The organism is Psychrobacter pasteurii (genome assembly GCF_900162815.1).
Lineage (GTDB): Bacteria > Pseudomonadota > Gammaproteobacteria > Pseudomonadales > Moraxellaceae > Psychrobacter > Psychrobacter pasteurii.
In genome coordinates, this window is sequence record NZ_FUGD01000055.1 from 20,516 (window position 1) to 43,007 (window position 22,492).

Below are 22,492 nucleotides of genomic sequence, written 5' to 3' on the forward strand. Positions count from 1 at the left end.
GAGTTATTTTTCAATAATGAAAGGGCGATAGAAATTCACTAAACGATTCAAAGATTGATTAGGCAACTGTGGGAATAGCTTGTTAATAGCTACTTCAAGTGCTTTGTTGATACCAGCTTTAGCGACAGGCACTGATTTACGCTTAATTAGCCCCAAAGGTAGAGTTTCTGAAAAACGAGTGATAAAGTGGTCTACAACTGCATGATTCATGGCAAATAGGGCTTCAACCAGTTTTTCTTTATCTACTGAATCGGGGGTAGTTGCATCAAAACCTTCTAAAATAGTTTTGGCAGTAGCCTCATTTAATTTAAAGCCTACTCGCATATTGCCAGCATTGTCCTCAAAGACAGTTTCATTTTTCATGTATTCAAAGTTCGGCAAAACTTCTTTGTTTTTATCTTTACCTAACAAGATGTTCAACATGGTTTCAGTGGCACCTTCAATTTTCACCACGATACCACGCATTTTTTCTTGACGTTCTGGATCTGGAATCACATTGATTAAATTGACCAGCATATTATCGATTAGCTCACGTCCAATTTGTTGGGCAATATCATTACGCAGAGGATAATACGGTTCATCTTTGCCAGAGCTAATAATGTGCTCTGCTTCAAAGATCATGTCTGCTAGTTTCTCGGTAGGTTCAAATCCAAAATAGTAGGTCATCGTAAGTCCTTTTAGGGGTGATTAATCGATTTTTTAAGATATATTCCAGAAAGTATTGCTCAGTAAGATATTGAGCAACTAAATGTATTTAGTTATTGTGCTAATATAACTTAATTGTTATAGAGTCACGTAATTCGTTTGAATACTGCTTGGTCATCAGCATAGACGCTGTGAAAGGTTTATTCAATATCTTGTTAAACAATTGTTATTCAACACTATAGTTCATTAGATTAGGTAGCCACCTGCTTGCCAGCGAATTTCTAAAACTTAAACCTCAGGATCAGTTACGCATTATGAAAATAAAGTCAGCTTTCCATGGAGTATCGCAAACCTCCCATAAATATACTTTGATACTTCTTTCAAGTAGCGTTCTAACGCTTATTGGCTGTCATTCGACCTCAACTACTCAGTTTGCTTCAAATCCTGCTCTTAAAAATGGTCCTTTAATTTCTTCTGCTGACTACCAAAAAAACATTCAACGTAATCAACAAAGCTATCAAAATCAGTTTAGTTCCCAGTCAGGGATTAATAATGATGAAGTAGCCAAGTCAGCACTTATAAAAGCGATAACCCAGCACCTGACTACACCTCATGTTGCCGTTAGTCAAAGCCGAGTTCATGACTCCCCTTTTATAAATAAGGGCAGTATTGATGAAGGTTATCAAAGTGCATATGAGACGGTTCTAGATATAGCCATCCAAGAAGCCTATGAAGCAGAGAACCTTTTAGAATCAGAAGCTTATGCTCTGGAAGATGAAAGCTCTGAAGACTATAACCCTAATGAGTATAACTATGAAGACTATGATCCCTATGGTGAATACGAGGAGGACACAGATTATCAGCAGCTGATGGACACTTTGTATAAATGGTATAACCGCACGCCAGCACAGATTGAAGCCAGCAATTACTACTTCAATCAGAACATGAGATTAAATAAAATTAGCGAATTCGACCCTAATAATAAAAAAGTGAGTATGGTTTATAGCTATGATTTTGCTTCTCCCACAACTTACTACTCGATACAGCTGCCTTTAGCATTGGATTTCAATCGCGCTGAGCTAACCTTAGATCCGAGTGCCTTATTGCCAATGGTAGCTTTAATACTTCCTGAGCACGCGCCTTTGCCTGAAGAGCTTGAGGCTACTACTGTGGCTTTTAAACTGCCGGAGCAGGTTGTTGAGCAAGTGCCGCCAAAAGTGATATACGACGCTTTTATTTCAGCCATTAGTTATAGTCTAAGCGAGCTTGAGCCGGCAAACTTCACAGCTTTGGATATTTCCAGAGATGATTATGCCAAAGAGGTAGGCGCTCATTCCGCAGTGAAGCTAAATCTAGATAGCAAGCAAACCGGTAAGCTGCTTGGTGTTATCCTCAAACACATGTCTAACACTCTTCAAGAGCATGTGGACCTGCGACCTGATTTATATCCCAATTCAAGCCCAATTAAATTTGCTTTAGAAAACTGGCAGCAAACTAATAAAAAATTCCAAAGTGGTGATATGGGATCTTTGTTTCAGCTAATAGAAGCTGTTACCCCTTTGTCTTTTAATCAAAGTAATTATTACTATTTTGATGGCCGTGGAAAGCTAATAGCCTCTCAGTCCAGCACCTTAGCAGGAGGTGACTTTATGGGAGCAACGAAGACCTTATTAAGTCAGACCATCTATGATGAGCGCAGCTTTAAAGATCATCCATTAAGTGAGGTATATCAGCAATCCTTTGGACAACCTTTCACACAACAAAAGCCTGCCAGCGTCGATGGCAATGCTTGGATGAAAAAAACCCAAGACCGAAAAGATAAGTTAAATCAAGCGTATGCTGCGCGTAGTGAGTACGACAGTGAGGATGCTTTGTATGGTAGTGCGCCACAAGAGCCTATTGAAGACGAAGAATATCGACCTTCTATTAGAATTATCGATTATGGCAATGTGAATGACTACGACAAGGAAGGTGAGGCGGGTTATGAATACAAATATGAGCGAAAAAACGCTGAATAACCAACTCATAACCTCACATTTGATACTCATAAGGATCTTCATGAAAACCCTAAGTAAAAAACCTTACTTTTATAAAAAGAAAAACAAATTAGCTGCCTTGTCTTTAGCCATTCCTTTAGCGCTTAGTGCCTGTCAGGTAGCCCCTAGTAGCAATCAAAATGTAATTGCTTCTAAAATAAGCCAATTACCCGTCGAGCAGCAGTCTCAGATGGCCAAAGACACTTTATTTGAGGCTCTAAAAAAGAAAAGTCGGAGTGATTATGCTTATCAAGTAAATGTATTAGGCTCTAATGAACAAAGAAGAGAGCGACTTTCCAATGCTACGCCGCAACAGTTGGCGATGAGTGACAATCCAATCAATCATTGTGAACATGTTCATGATGAAGCTTACGTCGATTTGTTGCAGAGGGCAGAGCAATCGGGCCTGGAAATATATAATGCCAAATACTCCGCAGAAAGGCAGTCTATCAAGCAAGCCTATCAGCAGTGCGTTGCCGCTTTAGAGGCACCTTACTCACAAGAGTCTTATGAGCAGTGGTTACAAAAAGCACTTGAGCAAGCAAATATTGATTTGGCTAAGGCTGAAGCAGGTATTAAAGAGGAGGCTATTGAGGAGCAAGATAGCTTGAATGAACAGGAGCTAACGGATGACTTTCAATCGCCAGATGAGGCTATTGAGGAGCAAGATAGCTTGAATGAACAGGAGCTAACGGATGACTTTCAATCGCCAGATACTGTTTCTCTTGATACAGTCTTTGAAGATATAGCTGAAAGTGTCTTACCAGGTTATGATGCCTCTCATACCAAACTTGATGCACGCAAAGCCAAGCTTTTAAATGCTTATTTATTAAACCCAACCAATCTTACTGCCTCTGGTGTGTATCGAGCTTCTAATGGCAAAGTGAGTATTATGCCGACTATTGCCTATCAAAGTCGCAATCTACAGCTACTAAACAGCCATTTTATTTATATGGATGCTAGACAAGGTGCGGTATACGTGTGGGCTGATACCTTTGCCTATCTTTTATCCTCTTCGATAGATCCAAATTTAGGTTTAACATTCAAAAACAAGTGGATAAAAATCAATATCAATGATGGCAGTCTACCAAAAAACTTCCTTCCAGATTTGCTAAAAGCTCATCTGTTGGCCAAAGATAAAATGCATGTCAGCACGAGTGCAGATCAATACCGTTTTATTTCTACCTCTGATCTGCAAAATAATTCCCCCAAACCAGATACAAAGCATCAGCCTTACTTAAAAGATGCTTCGCTGATGATTGAGCGTAAGCTGACTAAGCAGCAATATGAGAAGGAAATACAACTGTATCTCACCACTGTATATGATCAGATGACACAGAAATACCCTCAGCTGCTTGAGGTGAAAAACAGCAATGAAGAACAAAGCAGTACTGGGGAGAACAGCACTCAAACCCTTAGTAGCAAGTATATATTTACTCAAATTTTCAAAGCAATAGAAAAGTTAAAACAGGATAGCTCCTCATCAAAGCTAGAGGACTCTATTACTACTAAGACAGTGGAAAGTAATCACGGTGAGGCGGCTAATGACAACAAGCCAAATATTGAGTATGCTGTTAAGGATGCTAAATTAGCAGAGCATGAATGGCTGTGGCGTAATGTCTATGGGCTAGATAGTCAGCAACGTATCGTTTGGCAATTAGGACAACACCAGTTAGATTCAAATGCCAGTGCGCTTCATGGGTCAAATGATCTGTTAACTAGGGTGCGTTTAGAGGTATTGACTCGATATACCAAGGCTTCGGCTACTATTCCTATTTTTGAAGTATTGCCCACAGGAGCCTCAATGCCTTCTAAGTCAAATAGTGTGGATATAAAAAACTATTTTGAAAACTTAAAGTTAAGTTATGACAAAGGAGAGGGAAGTGAGCAAGGGAAAGTCTTGTTTGAAACCCTAAAATAAACCAAATAGCGCACAAGGGACAGAAAAAAGCCGGTTAAATATAGTTTAACTGGCTTTTTTATTAGCTATAATGGGATTCGTTAATTTACAATAAAGCAAGAATTCAGTAATAAAGTCTAGCTAAACAAGCAAGTTTAAAATAGCTCTATTATTGATTCTTTAACCTATAATTCCTTTTATAAGACAAGGCTCTTATAGTTATGAAGTAAGCTGTGTCATTAAACTTAGCAGCTGGCCATAAATATAGGCTTTTCAAGGAGTGAAGTATGAACAGTGCAATTGTATTACTGTTGGGCGTCTTAGCCATGCTCGTCGGTTTTTTCTTTTATTCTAAATTTTTTGCCAAATATATTTTGGGGTTAGATAACTCAATACCTACTCCAGCACATACGATGAAGGATGGTATCGACTATGTTCCTACCAATAAGTATGTGTTATGGGGACACCATTTCACCTCAGTTGCAGGGGCAGCACCGATTATTGGTCCGGCCATTGCGGTTATCTGGGGTTGGGTGCCTGCGGTGCTTTGGGTAGTCCTCGGAACTATTTTTATGGCAGGTATTCATGATATGTCTGCTATTTGGGCCAGTATGCGCAATAAGGGTCAATCGATTGGCTCAATTGCCGGCTCAGTTATGGGTGGCCGAGTACGTACCTTGATGATGGTAGTGATTTTCTTACTGCTATTAATGGTAAACGCTGTATTCGGTGTCGTTATCGCCAACATGATGATCAAAACCCCTACGGCAGTTATTCCAGTTTGGGGCGCCTTAGTAGTTGCCTTTATCATTGGCCAGTGTATCTATCGCTTAAAGATGAATCTGGCTTTGGTTTCAGTCTTTGGGGTTGCTGCTTTATACGGTCTGATTTATCTAGGCACTTTAATGCCAGTGGTATTGCCTGAAACCATCTTCGGGTTGCCAGATAACGCGGTATGGATTTTATTCTTATTCATCTACGCAGCTGTGGCTTCGTTACTGCCTGTTTGGATGTTATTACAGCCTAGAGACTACATTAATGGTCTGCAGCTGTTTGTGGGGTTAATTTTATTATTTGGTGCCATCTTACTGGCGACACCAGATATCGTGGCTCCAGCTATCAACCACAATTTACCTGCCAGCACACCGTCAATCATGCCATTATTGTTCGTAACGATTGCTTGTGGTGCTATCTCAGGATTCCACGGATTGGTGTCTACGGGTACCACTTCTAAGCAAATCGACAAAGAAGAAGATGTGCGTTTTGTGGGTTACTTCGGTGCAGTGGGTGAAGGTCTATTAGCACTAGGTGCGGTGTTAGCGACTACAGCAGGCTTTGCTAGCTTAGCTGAGTGGGAAGGCATCTATCAAAAGTTTGGTGACGGCTCAATTGGTGCTTTCATCGACGGTGGTGCAACCATCTTAAATAATGGAATTGGCATCGAGCTTGTGTTATCACAAACGATATTGACCGTTATGGCAGCGTTATTCGCGGGCACCACAATGGATACTGGGGTTCGTCTACAACGCTATATCTTCCAAGAGTTTGGTGATGTTTATAACTTACCTGTGTTGAAGAAAAGTGTGGTAGCGACCTTACTGGCTGTGGGTACCTGTTTGTTAATTGCCTTTGGGGCCGGTGGTATCGATGGATCTGGCGGTATGATCATTTGGCCACTATTTGGTACCACGAACCAGTTAATGGCTGCCTTAACCTTAATGATTGTGACAGTGATTTTATTACGCAAAGGTAAAACCGTTTGGTACACCTTAGCGCCACTGACTTTCTTATTGGTAATGGCGGTATTTGCCTTAATCCTTCAGTTGAAAACTTTCTATACTGATGGTAACTGGCTGCTAATCGTGATGGATATCATCATTTTAATCGCAACCATTATGGTTACCTTTGAGAGCTTCTCTGTCTTACGCCGTGAGTGGAAGCAACATAGAAGTTAGATTTATTTAAAATAAGACTGCTTATAAAAAACGCTAACTTCGGTTGGCGTTTTTTTATGAAGACTTATTGTCAGGATGTGGTATTTTATTAGGTATCATCAAATATTTATATAGATTAAAGGGAGAGGGCTATGAGTAAGGATCAGTCACTATTTAGTCGATTTGTGGAAGGTTTAAACGAGTTTTATCATGCCCCTTATCGCCAGACATTGGCAAGAGCAGCGCGTGATGAAGAAGATTTATTCATGCTACTGCTATTTTCAGAAAGCCTAGGCATTGATAATCCCGCCAGCTTTTATACCTTAGAGCTACAGCCCATATTTTTAGAAAAATTCCACGAATGGCACTTACGTATGGGCATGCCTCGCTGTCCACTACAACACGGCGGCTGTTGCTAAAAGATGGGCACACACAGAGACATTAAAAAGACTTAAAGAAGACCAACTATGAAAACACTATCAAGCCTAGTCAAGCAGCTACAGAACACGCCGATAAAATTTGTCGGCGGCAAAGGCGGGGTGGGTAAGACCACCACTGCGGCAGCTTTGGCCTCTCAGTTTGCTGAGCAGCATCAAAAAACACTGGTTATCTCTACCGATCCGGCGCATAGCTTGGGTGATGTGTTTGATATGAATTTAAAAAAAAGCTCTGCTAAAAATATGCCCGTCGCATTAACTGAGAGCTTGGATGCGCTAGAGTTAGATCCTGATCTTATTATCGATGAGCATTTTGCTAGGGTTGAGCGAACCATCAGCAGCTACGCCAACCCGGATATGATGCAAAAAATTAGGGAGCATCTGCAACTGTCAAAAAGTGCACCAGGAGCGCAAGAGGCAGCTATGTTAGAGGCCATTTGTCGTTATTTGGTCGACAGTGTAGAAAAAGGCATTTATCAGCACATAATTTTTGATACAGCGCCGACCGGACATACTCTAAGACTTCTCATGCTTCCTGAGATGATGGAGGCTTGGACCGATGGGCTACTTACCCAGCAGCGGCGCCAGGCCAAGTTAAAAGGAGCAGCAGATAACTTTGCCACCAAAAAGTCTGGCCTAACCAACCCTTTTGAGGACGCAAAACCTGTCGATAAGTGGCAGCAAGCGGTCGATGTGCTAAATGCCCGCAAGAACTTGTTTAAAAGAGCAGGGGAGCTGCTGCATGATAGACAAAAAACCGCAGTGGTTTTAGTAATGACCGCAGATAACTTGCCCATTGAAGAGACGCGCCGAGCTGTAAATCAGCTAAAAGAAGCCAAATTAGCGCCTGCAGCCTTAATGGTGAATCAGCTGATTCAAGCTGAGCAAAGTGATGAGTTTTGGCAAAATAGAGCAGTGCGCCAACAAAGCCTGCTAAAAGACATTCAGCAGCACTTTGTTGATTATCCTATCTATGGCGTTTATCTCCAGCCCTCTGATGTGCGCGGAAGACAGGCGCTTGCTAAGCTCGACTAATCTTTTGGATTAGTCTTTTTCTTCATGTCTTGAGCGCTTTAATTTATCAGATAAGGACCAGGCAGCATCAGCCCTTAATTCTTCAGCCAAGCTGCTTTTACCACTGGTTAAGCTGCTCCACTGAGGTTTACCGCGGGCCTTTTTTAGCTCGCTAGGTAATTTATTAGGATTCCAAGGTGGTGTCGTGGCTTCTTGTAGCTCGGCAATAGGGGTATCGGCATTAGCAGCATGGCCGCGATGGCGTAAGGAAGCCAGCAGATCTAAAGAGCGGGTGGCCAGTAAGGTCAAGGTAGCAGGATCGATAAATAAACGCTTAACGCCTGTCAGCTTATCAGCGATGGTGCTGGTATTGGACAAGATACCACCGGCAATACCACCAATGGCGGCTCCAAGACCCAAAGTGGTTCCTAGGGCTGCAGCATCAATCCCTAAGCCCAGTAGCGCTCCTGCGGCTGCGCCTGAAGTGGTGCGTAATCCATAGCTCTTTAACAATTCTGGGTCAAACGGGTCTTGCTGATACTCGCTTAGCTCAAGGGGCGTTACTACGGCTGTGTTGTCATAAAACTTATATAGGTTTAATAACTTACCCTGCATGGTGCGCTCGCTTTGGCGAACGGCTTCTTGCATCTCAGTTAACACTGGCAAGGGATCATCATCTTCATCAATTTCACGCACATAGGCGGCGACGTCAATTAAGAAGTGAGCAATGATGATACTGGCCTGCTCATACAATTGTGCCCAATCTTCACGGCGGCGAACGATAAGCTGATTTAAAGTATCAGGATGAGTCAGCATTGTGGCTAAATTTTGCCAAAGCGTCATCTCATCTTCAAACTCAAAAGCAACCGAATCAAATCGGGTTGAGATATGTAAATTGCGGCGTGCCAGCATGGTCTGCCAGTCGCTAATATTGGCATCTTGGCTGTCGGTGAAGTTGAAAACTGGCATCACTGGTATTGCTGACCAAGACAAAATGGCCAATTCATCTTTATACTTACCCAGCACTGGCTCTCTAGCGTCAATGACATAGATGGCCATGTCACTAGAGAGCAGCTGACGAATGACTTTGGCTTCTTGAGAGTAATCCTCTAATGCATTATTTAATCCATCGCCTTGGGCATCACTTTTAGCAATGTCACTGGCTAAAAACTGCTGTAAGCGCTCAATACCATCTCTACGGCTTGCGGTATTATCCTCAAGCCAATCCATCAGCCCTGACGCATCTTCTAAGCCTGGGGTATCAAATAAGGCCACTAGATTCTCGCCAGTCTGACTATCACTAATCAAAGCCCGTTCTACGTGTCTGGTAGTGGCCGCTTCGTTCTTTACTTCCCCAAAGTACATATCACGCAGTAAAGTGCGTAGTAGGGAGGTTTTACCAGTGTTGGTGTGACCGACAACCGCTAACTTTAAAGGCTCACCTTCAGAGACCGTGGTTTTGTTAATATCTTGTAGGTAATCGGTCATGCTTTTTTTAGAGTCAGTACTATTGACTGCTTCTGGCTTTGTGACAGTTGTAGGCTGCTGAGAAGCGCCTGTGTCATCTTTGACCACCGTGTTAACCTTAGGGTTAGCGTCAACAGCCGCTGGTGAGGAGGTGCTAATTGGTGTATCGTTAGCCTCCTTGCTAAAGGCTTTATCGCTAAATAAGCCACCTGGATTAGAAGGAGTGTTATTGTCTTGAGTGCTCATAAGTTGCTCAGATTATAATTATTAATGTGATAAATTTTTGGCTATAACTAATAGCTTCTAGAACTAACATAACAGCTTCTAGGAAACCAAGCCGATATTACGCTCAGCCAAAGCGGTCTGCCATTGTTGTCTACGTACAGAATTGTCATCTTCTAATGCATCACTATCTTGTAATAGTTGTACGATAACCCCTTGTTTGGCATGAGTCGCTAGCTTATCTAGCTTGCGCATGGTGCCACGGTCAGGAAGGGCTTTAGCATGGATACCTAGCAACACTTGAACGTTATGATTGTCCAAATACTGCAGCATTCTGTCCATATCTTCTCTATCATCTAATATACCAAAATCCTCAGGCGTCGAGTTGATAAAGGCCTCGCCAGCGGCATGATACCAAGTGGGGTTGTGGTGTTTGTATTCTAATAAAGCCACCAACTTGTCACCTTGAGTCACCTTGGCCTTAGGGGCAACGGGCTGCACTTTTTCAACAAAGTCGTCTTCATCAACGACTTTACGTTGCCAAAAACTAATGATTTTTTGATAGTAAGGTAAGCTTAGGTCAATCTTCATCTTTTTGCGATTGAACATTACGGCACAAAAGGCCCAAGCTATAGCACGAGGCACAATGCCGTACATCAGCAAACTGCCTACCAGAAGGCTGGCCCATTGTCTGGCGATAGACAGCGGCATAACCTCTGTTACCAAGCGGCTTTGAACCACCGCATCAGCATCAGGTACGTTAAAGCCAACCAAGCTAGGCAGCCAACCAAGCCAATGGGTTAGGGTCATTAAGGCTTGGTCTGATAGTAAGGTGGACTCCCAGCTAAAGCTATATTGGCGCACAATTAATAAAAATATAATTGCAAAAAGCATGCCGGTCAAAGTAGCCAGCCACAGCTGATGACTAAATCGGCTCAGATACCAACGCATGCCAGTGTGCTGCAATTGTTCATCATAAAGCTCCACAGCAGCTTGGGTCGCATCATCTTTACCCCTAATAAGCGTTTTTGGGCTGATAAAACTGGTAATAATACTAGGTGACTGACTGCCTCTATTGATAAGCGTAAAGATTAACCAGCCGACCAACATCAGAGTGTGAAAGCCTAACAGACAAACCAAGACATAAAAGAAGTTCACCACGTTAGACTGCAACAAAGCAAATAAGCCTAAAAACCCTGAGACACACCACAAGATACTCATAATAAGAATGATGCCTTTAATACGACCATCAATCTTATTTAAGGTACTAGCTAAGGCCCCATTACTGTCGATACGCTCAGCTCGGCGATGTATTTTTTGTAGAGAAGTCGCTTGCTCGTCCTGAAGACGTTCTGTAATCAATAAGGGATCTGTAGCAAACACATGATTTTTGGTCTCAAGTTTGCGTACCAATTCGGTGAGTTGATCTTGTTTGGATAGCATGGCATTCCTATTGGGCTATTTTTTGTCTTATATGGTTATTTGTCTAATACTAAGAGATATAGAGCGGCGTGTCCTATTTATATTTTTTTAATCATACTACCAAATGGGAGTAAAGACTAAAGTCGGATTACAACAAGTCTCATAACAAAAAGGGTACTGCCTGGTTAAGCTGTACCCTATGCATAAACTTGCCCGCCAGTTGAATCTGTTAAATCAGCAAGTAGAGCAAACCAATAATACCAATGGCCACTAAAAATAATAGCAAATTGGACAGCACACTCTTAACCGTCACTTCCTTGGCTATGGCAGGTACTGCAACCTTCTTACGCTTTGCGACATTCAACACCATATCAATGTGGTCTAAACCATCTTCTTCATAAGGCTGACCTAGCGGCTCAAATCCTAAGGATTGATAGAAGTTAATCAAATAAGTCTGAGCGGCAATTTGAATCGGCTTTTTGCCATATTTAGAGTGACAGTATTTAATAGCGCGGGTCATAATTTCGCGCGCGACCCCTTGATGTCTGTTGTCGGGTAACACCAGAACTCGACCGATACGCGGATTGGGGTTGGTCCCATTGCCACCCACTGCTGGGGGAATAATGCGACAATAGCCAATAAGCGTTTGGTCCATATGAGCAACCAGATGTAAGCAATCAAAATCCAGCTCATCTATGTCTTGGTATAGACACTGCTGCTCAATCACAAATACTTGAGAGCGGGCTCGAAGAATATGGTAAATATCAACGCCACTAAGCTCATCAAAGCCTTTAATAGTATATTTAACGGTCATCTAAAAACATCTTATGAGTTATTTGTCAGCCCCAAACACACAGCAAATTAAGTCTCGCTATTTAGGGTTTGGCTAATCTTATCTAAATTTAAACTGTCTGACATGGCGTTAAAGATATCATAATACGCGCCATGCTTCGCATACAGCTCTTCATGGGTACCGGTTTCGACCACACGACCATTATCAATAACAATCAAGTCATCAGCATCAATAATCTGCGAGATATTGTGCGACACAATAATTACAGTGCGGTCTTTTTTAATCAAGTCTAGGCTGTGCTTAATTTGCTGTGTTGCAATGGCATCAAGGCTTGCCGTAGGCTCATCTAAGAATACAATCGGAGGGTCTTTTAGGAACATACGTGCCAGCGCAATTCGCTGCTGCTGTCCGCCTGAAAGCAATTTTGCCTCACTGTCATAACCCTCTGGCATACCCACAATTTGCTCATGAATAGAGGCCTTCTTAGCCGCGTCAACAATCTCGTCATCGGTGGCCTGCATATTACCATAACGAATGTTGTCAGCGATGGTTCCTGAAAAAATATGGTTCTTTTGCAGCACCAAACCAATTTGTTCCCGTAGATTATGAGTATTATAGTCGTCTAAGTTTTGACCATCGAGACAAATCGTACCACTGCTAGGGTCATAAAACTTCACCAATAAATTAATGATGGTACTTTTACCCGCACCACTTAAGCCAACTAAGGCGGTAATACGGTTGGGGTGAATCTCAAAGCTTACATCATGCAGCGCTTGCTTGCCATTAGGATATGAGAAGTTAACATCTTTTAGGGCGATGTGACCTTTTAGATCCGTACATTCAATCTTACCTTCACTTTCAATGGCATCATCGTCATCTAAGATATCAAAGAAGCCTTCTGCATAGGTTAGGGCGTTATTAACCTGATCATAAATACTGTGCAGCTGACGGATTGGCGCCGCCACGTTTTGAAATAGCAGCACATGGAACATAATGGCACCGATGGTCATCTGATCATTGAGCACAAAATAGGCGGTCAAAACAATGATAACCACGACCCCAATTTGCTCAATAAAGCTCTTGCCAGCGTTATACATAAACGCAATGCTGCGAATACGCAGCTGGTTGGTGGTCATGTCCTTTTGGATTTCCCAGTGCTTATCCGATTCAATCGGCTCACGCACAAAGGATTTAATGACGGTAATAGACTCAATAATTGAGATAACCAGCCCGCTTTTGGTTTCGCGGTACTGACGCATTTGCTTGCGAAAGCCTTGCAGTCTATTGGCTTGTCTTTGACTCACAAAAAAGTAAATCGGCACAATAATCAAGCCAACCATGCCCACCCAGAAGTTGGCATTAAACATGATGACAAGTGACACGATGGCGCTGGCAAATAATGGCAGCATGTCGATAAAGAAGTTTTGTACCAGCTGAGTTAAGCTGCTCACACCCAGATCAATACGGGTCTGCAGCTTACCACTGGCGTTTTCTTCACTGGTATAAAACGCCATCTTGTACGACAAAATCCGATCAACCACCTTTTGTGATAAGTCACGCGATAGGTTAATTCGAATACGCTCACCAAAATAGCGCTGACCAAAGGTAATGCCGACGTTTAACACCTCTTTTACCAGTAAGATGGTACTGATTAAGATAAGAAGCTGTAGCCCTTCAGTCCACGGGTCAGGTAGGTCGACAATACCGGTTAAGGTGTCGATGGTGTACTGCAGTACAAAGGCGTTAACCTGAGCGGTAAACGACCCCAACACGGTCAATATCAAGGTAAGAATAAATAGACCGCGATAAGGCCGTGCAAAAACAGACAATCGCTTGAGGATATACCAAAGCAATCGACCACGGTCTTTGGGTTTTGAAGGTGGCTTTAAATCAAGCGGAACACGTTTTGGAGGTGAGGCCATAGTAGTATACTTATCGTTGATTAATGTTCAAAAATACTATTTTAACCATCTTAGCGGCTGCTCAACAGCGCAACTATGTATAAAGCTTGTTGTTAATCTAGGCTAAATACATATGAATTAAGGTTAATCACTGCTAACTTTTATATTTCTTTAAAAAAGCACTTACCCTATTAAGAATAAGTGCTTTAGAGTTTTTATTGCAGATGGATTAATATTAAATGGTTAGAAACCATCTGCCGGTACAAACACTTGACCAACCATAATACGGCGAGCAGATCGGCTCATCGATACTTTTTTGGCCTGCCAGCGACCATCAACGTGCTCTGTTTTACCGCCCACAAGTAGCGTACCTGACGGATGACCAAAACGAACTTCTGATAAGCTACCACCGCCAGCCGCTTTATTCACCAGCGTGCCTTGGGTGGTTGCTGCAGCTGCAATGGCAACCGCTGCTGTCCCCATCATCGCATGGTGTAGCTGCCCCATACTCATGGCGCGCACCACCAAATCAATATCCTTTTCATCAACTGCCTTACCACTTGAAGCTGTATAACTTTGTGCTGGGGCTACCCAAGCAATCTTTGGAATATGCTGGCTTTTTTCTGCTTCCTTCACATCCTCAAAGATGCCCATTGCCACGCCGCCTTTGGCACGGATTTTCTCAAGCTTGGCTTGTAGCTCTGGATTGCTATTCACATCAGGCTGTAGCTCAGTACCTGTAAAGCCCAAATCTTCAGCATTCATAAAGATGGTTGGGATACCCGCATTGATAAACGTTGCTTGAACATTATCTTTATCCAGGTCGCAACCGGCCACATCAAAATCATCAACCAGATTTCCGGTCGGGAACATGGCACTTGAGGCATCAACTGGATCGATAAATTCAATTTTGACCTCAGCGGCAGGGAAGGTAACCCCATCTAACTCAAAGTCGCCGGTTTCTTGAACTTGGACATTACCTTGTTCATCTTGATAAACAGGTACGTGAGCGACAATGGTTTTACTGATGTTTTGCTGCCAAATGTTAACTTCACAGATACCGGTCTCGACACTGGCGGCGACTTTATCTGCATCGACCAGACCCATGTTAATGGCACAAGCTCCCACAGCAGCGGTTAGGTTGCCGCAGTTACCCGCCCAATCAATCATCGGCTTGCTAATATTAACTTGTCCAAATAGATAGTTCACATCATGACCGTCCTTATCAGATTCGGACAAAATCACAGTTTTTGAGGTGCTTGAGGAGCCATTGCCTAAGCCGTCTATTTGTTTGCCATAAGGGTCTGGACTACCGATAACACGTAATAAGAAGTTGTCTCGAGCGCTACCGGGCTGCTGACAACGCTCAGGTAGGTCATTTAGGCTAAAAAACACCCCTTTTGAGGTGCCGCCACGCATATAGGTGGCTGATACAGGAACTTGTGGTTCGAATTTTGGTTGAGACATAAGACTTATTTCCTTAATGAGATTTTATTATTATCAGATATTAGAGTGGTTAATCCGTTTTATTAGATAAAAAATGTGCAATAAAAAAGCGCACAAGCACAATAGAAGGTGACTTGTGCGCTTTATTAAACGCGGCTGATTGGCTTATTTATTCATAAAAACTAAGCCACGCTACCTTCTAAAAACTCTTTAGCAAAGCGTTGTAGCATACCGCCAGAGTTATACATCTTCACTTCATCAGCGGTATCTAAGCGGCATTTAACCGGTGCTTTATCTACGCTACCATCTTTACGGTGAATGACTAGAGTCATCTCGCCACCAGCAGATACTTCACCTTCGATGTCGAACACTTCAGTGCCGTCGATGTTTAACGTTTTGCGGGTTGTACCTTCCTCAAATTGAACCGGTAGGGCGCCCATACCCACTAAGTTTTGACGGTGGATACGTTCAAAGTCTTCAGCAACGACCACTTCTACACCTGCCAAACGAACCCCTTTTGCGGCCCAGTCACGGCTTGAGCCTTGACCATAGCCATCACCGGCGATGATGATTAGCGGCTGTTTGCGGTTCATGTAAGTCTCAATTGCTTCCCACATGCGCATGGTTTCGCCTTCTGGTTCAACTCGAGCCAGCGAGCCTTGAATGACTTCACCGTTTTCATCACGAACCATCTCGTTTAGCAGTTTCGGGTTAGCAAATGTAGCACGTTGAGCGGTTAAGTGATCACCGCGGTGGGTGGCATATGAGTTGTAGTCTTCTTCTGGCAGACCCATTTTATCTAGATACTCGCCAGCAGCACTTTCAGCCATAATCGCGTTTGATGGTGATAAGTGGTCTGTCGTGATGTTGTCACCCAGTACAGCCAATGGACGCATGCCTTTTAGCTTGTTCGCTTCAGCCATTGTGCCTTCCCAGTAGGGTGGACGACGGATATAGGTACTCATTTCACGCCAGTCGTACTGAGGGTTGATTACATCGGCGTTATTGCGGCCTGCATCCGCTTTGGCTTCATCAAACATTGGAATGTAAACCTGATTGAACTGTTCAGGCTTCACCGCAGATTTAACAATAGCATCGACTTCTGCATCATCAAACCAGATGTCTTTTAGGTACACGTCATTGCCGTCTTTATCTTTACCTAACGAGTCTTTTTCGATATCGAAGCGGATGTTACCGGCAATCGCATAGGCCACAACCAGAGGAGGAGAGGCTAGGAATGCTTGCTTGGCATACGGATGAATACGACCATCAAAGTTACGGTTACCAGACAGTACCGCGGTTGAGAATAGGTCACGATCAATGATTTCTTGCTGAATCTCTGGATCTAGTGCGCCACTCATACCGTTACAAGTGGTACAGGCGAATGCCACCACATCAAAGCCAAGCTTTTGTAGCTCAGGAAGCAAGCCAGCTTCTTCTAGATACAATTTAACGGTTTTTGACCCTGGTGCTAGCGATGACTTCACCCAAGGCTTACGAACCAAGCCCTTTTCAACCGCATTACGCGCAACGATACCGGCAGCAACCATGTTGCGTGGGTTAGACGTGTTGGTACAACTTGTGATAGCCGCAATAATAACTGCACCATCTGGCATTTGGCTGTCATCTTGCTCTGATAGAGGCTGATTATCAGCGTGAGCAATACCAGCTTCCACTAGATCGGTGGTAGATACACGAGCATGTGGACGTGATGGACCGGCGATATTACGCACAACTTTTGATAAATCAAATTTTAGTACGCGGCTGTATTCAGCGTCTTCCATGCCATCGGCCCACAGACCCGTTTGCTTGGCATACGCTTCAACGATTTTGATTTGTTCTTCACTACGGCCGGTTAGGCGTAGATAATCGATGGTCTGCTCATCAATTGAGAACATAGCCGCCGTTGCGCCGTACTCTGGAGTCATGTTAGAGATAGAGGCTCTATCGCCTACAGTTAGGTTGCGTGCGCCGTCACCGAAGAACTCGATATACGCAGAAACCACACCTTCTTCACGCAAGAATTCAGTCATTGCTAGCACTAAGTCAGTACCGGTAATACCTTCTTGCAGCTTACCAGTTAGCTCAACACCAACGATGTCTGGCAAACGCATATATGAAGGATTACCTAGCATGACGCTCTCGGCTTCTAGACCGCCCACACCGATAGAGATGACGCCTAGCGCATCAACCATAGGGGTATGGCTATCTGTACCGACTAGCGTATCTGGGAAAGTGACCGCATCACCATTTTGATCAGCGACTACTTGTACTACTGGCGACATTTTCTCAAGGTTAATTTGGTGCATGATACCGTTGCCTGGTGGTACCACGTTCACGTTATCAAAGGCATACTGACACCAGTTAATAAAGTGGAAACGGTCCTCGTTGCGGCGCTCTTCAATAGCACGGTTTTTCTCAAAAGCATCTTCTTCAAAACCTGCGTGTTCAACCGCTAATGAGTGGTCGACAATCAATTGTGTTGGCACAATTGGGTTTACTTTTGAAGGATCACCACCTTCAGCGGCGATGGCATCACGAAGGCCAGCTAAGTCAACAAACGCCGTTTGACCCAAGATGTCGTGACACACAACACGGGCAGGGTACCAAGGGAAGTCAACTTCTTGTTTACGGTAGATATGCTGCGATAAGGCTTCTTTTAAATCTTCTGGTGGGCAGCGGCGTACCAAGTTTTCACACAGTACTTTTGAGCTAAATGGCAGCTTGGCATAAGCGCCTGGCTCAATCTCGTTAACAGCTTGTTCAACGTCAAAATAAAACAAATCCGTACCAGGCAATGGCTTTTTATATTGCTCATTCATGGTTTGCGGATTGGTCTGGGTTAAAGGCTGCTTATTGTCATTGGCGTTTGGCATTTCAAACAATCCTTAATATTGGTATTTGTGACTGACGGTCAGCCCTCATTAATCTCTTTGCTACTCATTTGAGCATAGTTCTTTAAACACGAGCAAACTAACAAGGGCGACAGTCATAAAGCGGGGTTGTCTTTCTAGTTCTTATTCACAGTCTAACGACTGGTCAGATATTAACCACGCTCGCTAATTGCTGGTACTGATCTTGGCTCTTCGCCAGTGTACTCTGCGCTTGGGCGGATAATGCGGTTATCAGCACGTTGCTCAAATACGTGAGCGGCCCAGCCAGTTAAGCGAGAGCATACGAAGATTGGCGTGAATAACTTAGTTGGAATACCCATAAAGTTATAAGTCGACGCATGGAAGAAGTCAGCATTACAGAACAGTTTCTTCTCGCGCCACATTACCTCTTCACAGCGTACTGATACTGGGTATAACACCTCATCACCCACATCAGCGGCTAGTTTTTCAGCCCACTGTTTAATAATGACGTTGCGAGGATCTGATTCGCTGTAAATTGCGTGACCAAAGCCCATAATTTTGTCTTTGTTGTCTAGCATGCGCAGTAAGCCTTGTTCAGCCGCATCTGGTGAGTCAAAGCTTTCGATTAACTCCATCGCTGCCTCATTCGCGCCGCCGTGTAATGGGCCACGTAACGAGCCGATAGCACCCGTGATACAAGAGAAGATGTCTGATAGAGTTGATGCACACACACGAGCAGTAAAGGTAGAGGCGTTGAACTCATGCTCAGCATATAAGATAAGTGAGACGTTCATCACATGCTCATGCAATTCGCTTGGTTTTTCACCTTTTAGTAGGTGTAAGAAGTGACCACCGATGGTTTCAGAATCAGTCACACAGTCAATTTTCACGCCTTCATGGCTAAAGCGGTACCAGTAGTTAATAATCGCTGGGAAAGCTGACAACATACGGTTGGTTTTGTCCAACTGCTGCTCGAAGCTGTCTTCTGGCTCTAAGTTACCTAGCATTGAACAACCGGTGCGTAGCACGTCCATTGGGTGCGCATCTTGTGGAATACGCTCTAAGACGTCTTTTAGAGGTTGTGGAAGGTCACGAAGCTGCTTTAGCGTTGCTTTGTAGTCATCAAGCTGGGCTTGGGTTGGTAGCTCACCGTATAACAATAAATAGGCGACTTCTTCAAAGATGCAGTTTTCGGCTAAGTCTTTTACATCATAACCGCGATAAGTTAGACCTGAGCCTGATTTACCTACCGTTGATAATGCGGTTTTACCTGCTACTTGACCACGTAAGCCTGCGCCTGATAATTGTTTACCTGCTGCCATAATAAAAGTCCTTTTTTTAGGTGATGGTATATTAAATGATTGAGTTTGCGCTTCATTGTTAAAATTAGCTTTTACAATGAAACGCAATTAGGGTCTTAGTTACTATTTATTTGTTTTGAATTATTTCTTTTGAGCAAATAACTGATCTAACTTCTTCTCAAAATCGTGATAGTTTAAGAAGTCGTATAGCTCCATACGGGTTTGCATAGTATCAACCACAGCTTCTTGAGTGCCGTCATCTAATAGATGCTGATAGACGTTTAACGCCGCTTTGTTCATCGCACGGAAGGCAGATAGTGGATATAACACCATGTCCACACCAACGTTGAATAACTGCTCAGTGGTGTATAGGTCAGTCTGACCAAACTCAGTCATGTTCGCTAATACTGGGATGTCTAACACATCAGTGAACTTACGATACATCTCGATATCGGTTAGTGCTTCAGCGAAAATCATATCCGCGCCCGCTTCTTGGAAAGCCACAGCACGTTCAACAGCCGCCTCTAAGCCTTCAACCGATAAAGCATCGGTACGTGCCATAACCACAAAGTCTGGATCAACTTTGGCGTCTAAAGCGGCTTTTAGACGGTCAACCATTTCAGAAGTTGAAACGATTTCTTTGTTTGGACGGTGACCACAACGCTTTTGCGCTACTTGGTCTTCGATATGAACCGCAGCAACACCTGCTTTTTCCATCTTCTTGATGGTCTGTGAGATGTTGAATGCACCGCCCCAACCGGTATCGATATCAACCAATAGTGGGGTATCAACTGCGTTAGTGATACGGCTGGCATCTTCTAATACGTTATCAAGGCTGGTCATACCTAAATCTGGTAGGCCGTATGATGCGTTCGCCACACCGCCGCCTGATAGGTAGATGGCTTTATGACCAACTTGGGTTGCCATCATGGCTGTATAGGCATTGATAGTACCGACAATTTGTAGAGGTTGGTTGTTTGCTTTTTGTTCAGAGATGGCATCGCGGAAGCGTTTACCGGCAGAAATAGTTGTCATAATCTTTCCTTAGATACAAGAAGGGGAGGAGTACAATAAGGCTTGTCTTTGACGATAGAGTACCGCTTATTTGGGCAATAAGGAAGAGGGGCTAGTAACTTAATAAGTAAGTTTAATTAAAATAACTATGTATTTTTGATTATAGTATTCAATTTATGAATGGTTCTATTTAAAAATTCATGGTTTGCCGGTCAAGTTATTTATAAACTGTAAATTGAGAAGAATAATCAAAGATCAAAATACACATTTTGTTACAATTATATCTGTGAAATAGTGCAATAAAACCTTATTGCGCACGGCGATAGGTAATTCCCCGTTCTTCATAAATCCCGTAAATCACTTCAAGTAAAGTGTCGAATGCAGGGTGGGTGGGGTTTTGTAAGGCACACAAATAAATAGGGGAGGTCGCATCTTCGTGAACCAGTTTGCGATAACTGATTTGTTCAGTACGTACAGACTTCAAGCTATCAGGCACCAAAGTTATGCCCTCGCCAGCTGCCACAAGACCCAAGGCGATTTGAATATCACTTACCGAGGTGGTTTGATGCGGTAAAGCCGACTGCTTGGCAAATAGATGTAATAACGGCTCACCAATTAGAGCAGGGCTGTCATATTCTGAGTGCTGTGAGGCGGATATATGAGCCGCTGGTAAATGAGTTTGATGATACAAGATAATCCGGCTGTCTTGCAGCTGGGATAGGTGAATCTCTTGCTGCTCGGTTAAGGGATGAGCTTTTGGCAGTGCAGCCACATAACGCTCATGGCGCAATAACAGCTGCTTGATACTGGCGTCATCATGAGAAAAACGACCAAAACCCACATCAATCTCGCCTGCCTTTAACGCACCCACTTGTTTAAAAGAGCTAATGTCTTTTAAATGCACCGCTAAATTAGGAAGGCGCTGTTTGGTACGGGAAATAATGGTAGGCAATAGTCCATATAACACGGAAGGCACAAAGCCGATATTTAAAGTATCCGGTGGGTGGGCAATTTTTTGAGTTAAGCTGATACTGCTTTCAAGCTCTTTTAAAATAGAGTCTACCTTGTCATAAAAAAACAGCCCAGCTGCGGTTAATTGCAAAGGGCGATGGTAACGGTCAATAAGCTCGACCCCAATATCATCTTCTAACTGCTTAATTAATCGGCTTAAAGTAGGCTGTGATAATTGGGTGACCAAGGCCGCCTCACTGAAGCTTTTTAGTTCGGCTACCGTATGAAAAGCAGTCAGTCTTTTTAATTGCATTTATTCCTCGTTAGGACTTTTACTCAAATTCAATGACACGACCATCAGCTAACGTCATCTGCCCATTGGTCACCACAATCTCAACATTTTGAGGGTTTTGGATGGCTTTCATGACATTGGTGTCTGAGATACTCACATCTGTAATTATTTTATTGGCATTTCTGGGCGCAATCGGAGGCTCAAATTTGGTCAGCGGAATCACCACAGGTTTCGGTTTTTTGAAAGCCGGATAGCGTAAAAGTAGCGTTGCCTTAAAGCTATTAATAGCCACATCCCCTCTGTTAGCCAACACAAAAGACAGCTCGACATTGTTTAAGCTATCGGTAGCGCTAGTATGAGCCGGTAGTAAGGTCAATGTGAACTCATTTTGTTGTGCATTTTGACTGACTGGGCTTTTACGACCCGTTGGATTATTGGGGTGCAATGCCTCATATCGGCGTTGTTGATCTAACGCCTTACCGATAGTTATTCGCGGCATAGCCCCTTTTTCATAGGCCTCACTCAAACGCATACGTATCATATAGCGGCTTAACAGCTGTCTGTCTTCTTCTGATAACTGCTCTAAGGTATCGCCTAACTTATCCTGCCATTTTTCAGCATCCGTGGGAATGGTTTGTAACATGGGGTTTTGGGGCTGAGGCTTACAGCCGGTCATCGCTAAGGGAGCCGCACTTAGCAAGAGCGCTAGCATTACGCCATAACGACGACAAGCACTGTGACTATGGGCTGATGAGGTAATTTTTGTGGTTTTTAACGACCCGAAACCTTTCATGTAAGCCTCCAAATTGCTTTATTATTCCCTAGAGCGAAATGAAAAAGGGTTATTAAGACTATATAACGT

At 43.3% G+C, this 22,492-nt stretch carries 16 protein-coding genes; 5 read left to right on the forward strand and 11 right to left on the reverse strand.

Annotation, left to right across the window (positions count from 1 at the left end; translation table 11 throughout):
* Positions 1-3: 3 nt before the first annotated feature.
* Complete coding sequence (locus A1232T_RS03350; protein WP_077448055.1) at positions 4-666, reverse strand: hypothetical protein; 663 nt, start codon at positions 664-666, stop codon at positions 4-6.
* A 293-nt stretch (positions 667-959) separates the two neighbouring features.
* On the opposite strand from A1232T_RS03350, the gene A1232T_RS03355 reads away from it, so the two are divergent.
* The 5 genes from A1232T_RS03355 (at position 960) to A1232T_RS03375 (ending at position 7,987) form a co-directional block, all read left to right on the forward strand.
* Positions 960-2,663, forward strand: coding sequence for a hypothetical protein (locus A1232T_RS03355; protein ID WP_077448056.1), 1,704 nt, complete (start codon positions 960-962; stop codon positions 2,661-2,663).
* 40 nt (positions 2,664-2,703) lie between these two features.
* The gene (locus tag A1232T_RS03360) at positions 2,704-4,602 is read left to right on the forward strand and encodes a hypothetical protein (protein WP_077448057.1); all 1,899 of its coding nucleotides are present in this window, start codon (positions 2,704-2,706) and stop codon (positions 4,600-4,602) included.
* 266 nt (positions 4,603-4,868) lie between these two features.
* Positions 4,869-6,536 carry a carbon starvation CstA family protein gene (locus A1232T_RS03365; RefSeq protein ID WP_077448058.1) on the forward strand — a complete coding sequence of 556 codons (1,668 nt, stop codon included), beginning with the start codon at positions 4,869-4,871 and terminating at the stop codon, positions 6,534-6,536.
* Positions 6,537-6,667: 131 nt separating this feature from the next.
* On the forward strand, positions 6,668-6,934 hold the full coding sequence (locus tag A1232T_RS03370; protein WP_077448059.1) for a cory-CC-star protein: 267 nt from the start codon (positions 6,668-6,670) through the stop codon (positions 6,932-6,934).
* 48 nt (positions 6,935-6,982) lie between these two features.
* Positions 6,983-7,987 (forward strand): ArsA family ATPase, encoded by a 1,005-nt coding sequence (locus A1232T_RS03375; protein WP_077448060.1) that lies wholly within the window; start codon positions 6,983-6,985, stop codon positions 7,985-7,987.
* A gap of 9 nt (positions 7,988-7,996) precedes the next feature.
* Here the strand turns inward: A1232T_RS03375 and A1232T_RS03380 are convergent, their stop codons facing one another.
* The 10 genes from A1232T_RS03380 to A1232T_RS03425 all read right to left on the reverse strand — a co-directional run bounded on the left by A1232T_RS03380 (position 7,997) and on the right by A1232T_RS03425 (position 22,423).
* Positions 7,997-9,454 carry a DUF3482 domain-containing protein gene (locus tag A1232T_RS03380; protein WP_425272055.1) on the reverse strand — a complete coding sequence of 486 codons (1,458 nt, stop codon included), beginning with the start codon at positions 9,452-9,454 and terminating at the stop codon, positions 7,997-7,999.
* Positions 9,455-9,757: 303 nt separating this feature from the next.
* Entirely contained in the window at positions 9,758-11,098 is a 1,341-nt protein-coding gene (locus A1232T_RS03385; protein WP_077448062.1) for a DUF2868 domain-containing protein, read from the reverse strand.
* Positions 11,099-11,306: 208 nt separating this feature from the next.
* Positions 11,307-11,891: a GNAT family N-acetyltransferase gene (locus A1232T_RS03390; protein WP_077448063.1), complete on the reverse strand. Its 585-nt coding sequence runs from the start codon at positions 11,889-11,891 to the stop codon at positions 11,307-11,309.
* 47 nt (positions 11,892-11,938) lie between these two features.
* Entirely contained in the window at positions 11,939-13,792 is a 1,854-nt protein-coding gene (locus A1232T_RS03395) for an ABC transporter ATP-binding protein (RefSeq protein WP_077448064.1), read from the reverse strand.
* 222 nt (positions 13,793-14,014) lie between these two features.
* Positions 14,015-15,238 (reverse strand): 2-methylaconitate cis-trans isomerase PrpF, encoded by a 1,224-nt coding sequence (gene prpF / locus A1232T_RS03400; protein WP_077448065.1) that lies wholly within the window; start codon positions 15,236-15,238, stop codon positions 14,015-14,017.
* A 161-nt stretch (positions 15,239-15,399) separates the two neighbouring features.
* Positions 15,400-18,039, reverse strand: coding sequence for a Fe/S-dependent 2-methylisocitrate dehydratase AcnD (gene acnD / locus A1232T_RS03405; RefSeq protein WP_077448102.1), 2,640 nt, complete (start codon positions 18,037-18,039; stop codon positions 15,400-15,402).
* Between the two features lie 224 nt (positions 18,040-18,263).
* Complete coding sequence (gene prpC, locus A1232T_RS03410; RefSeq protein ID WP_077448066.1) at positions 18,264-19,394, reverse strand: bifunctional 2-methylcitrate synthase/citrate synthase; 1,131 nt, start codon at positions 19,392-19,394, stop codon at positions 18,264-18,266.
* A 120-nt stretch (positions 19,395-19,514) separates the two neighbouring features.
* Complete coding sequence (gene prpB, locus A1232T_RS03415; RefSeq protein ID WP_077448067.1) at positions 19,515-20,408, reverse strand: methylisocitrate lyase; 894 nt, start codon at positions 20,406-20,408, stop codon at positions 19,515-19,517.
* A gap of 286 nt (positions 20,409-20,694) precedes the next feature.
* Positions 20,695-21,651 (reverse strand): LysR family transcriptional regulator, encoded by a 957-nt coding sequence (locus A1232T_RS03420; protein WP_077448068.1) that lies wholly within the window; start codon positions 21,649-21,651, stop codon positions 20,695-20,697.
* 19 nt (positions 21,652-21,670) lie between these two features.
* On the reverse strand, positions 21,671-22,423 hold the full coding sequence (locus tag A1232T_RS03425) for a hypothetical protein (protein WP_244152357.1): 753 nt from the start codon (positions 22,421-22,423) through the stop codon (positions 21,671-21,673).
* Between the last annotated feature and the right edge of the window lie 69 nt (positions 22,424-22,492).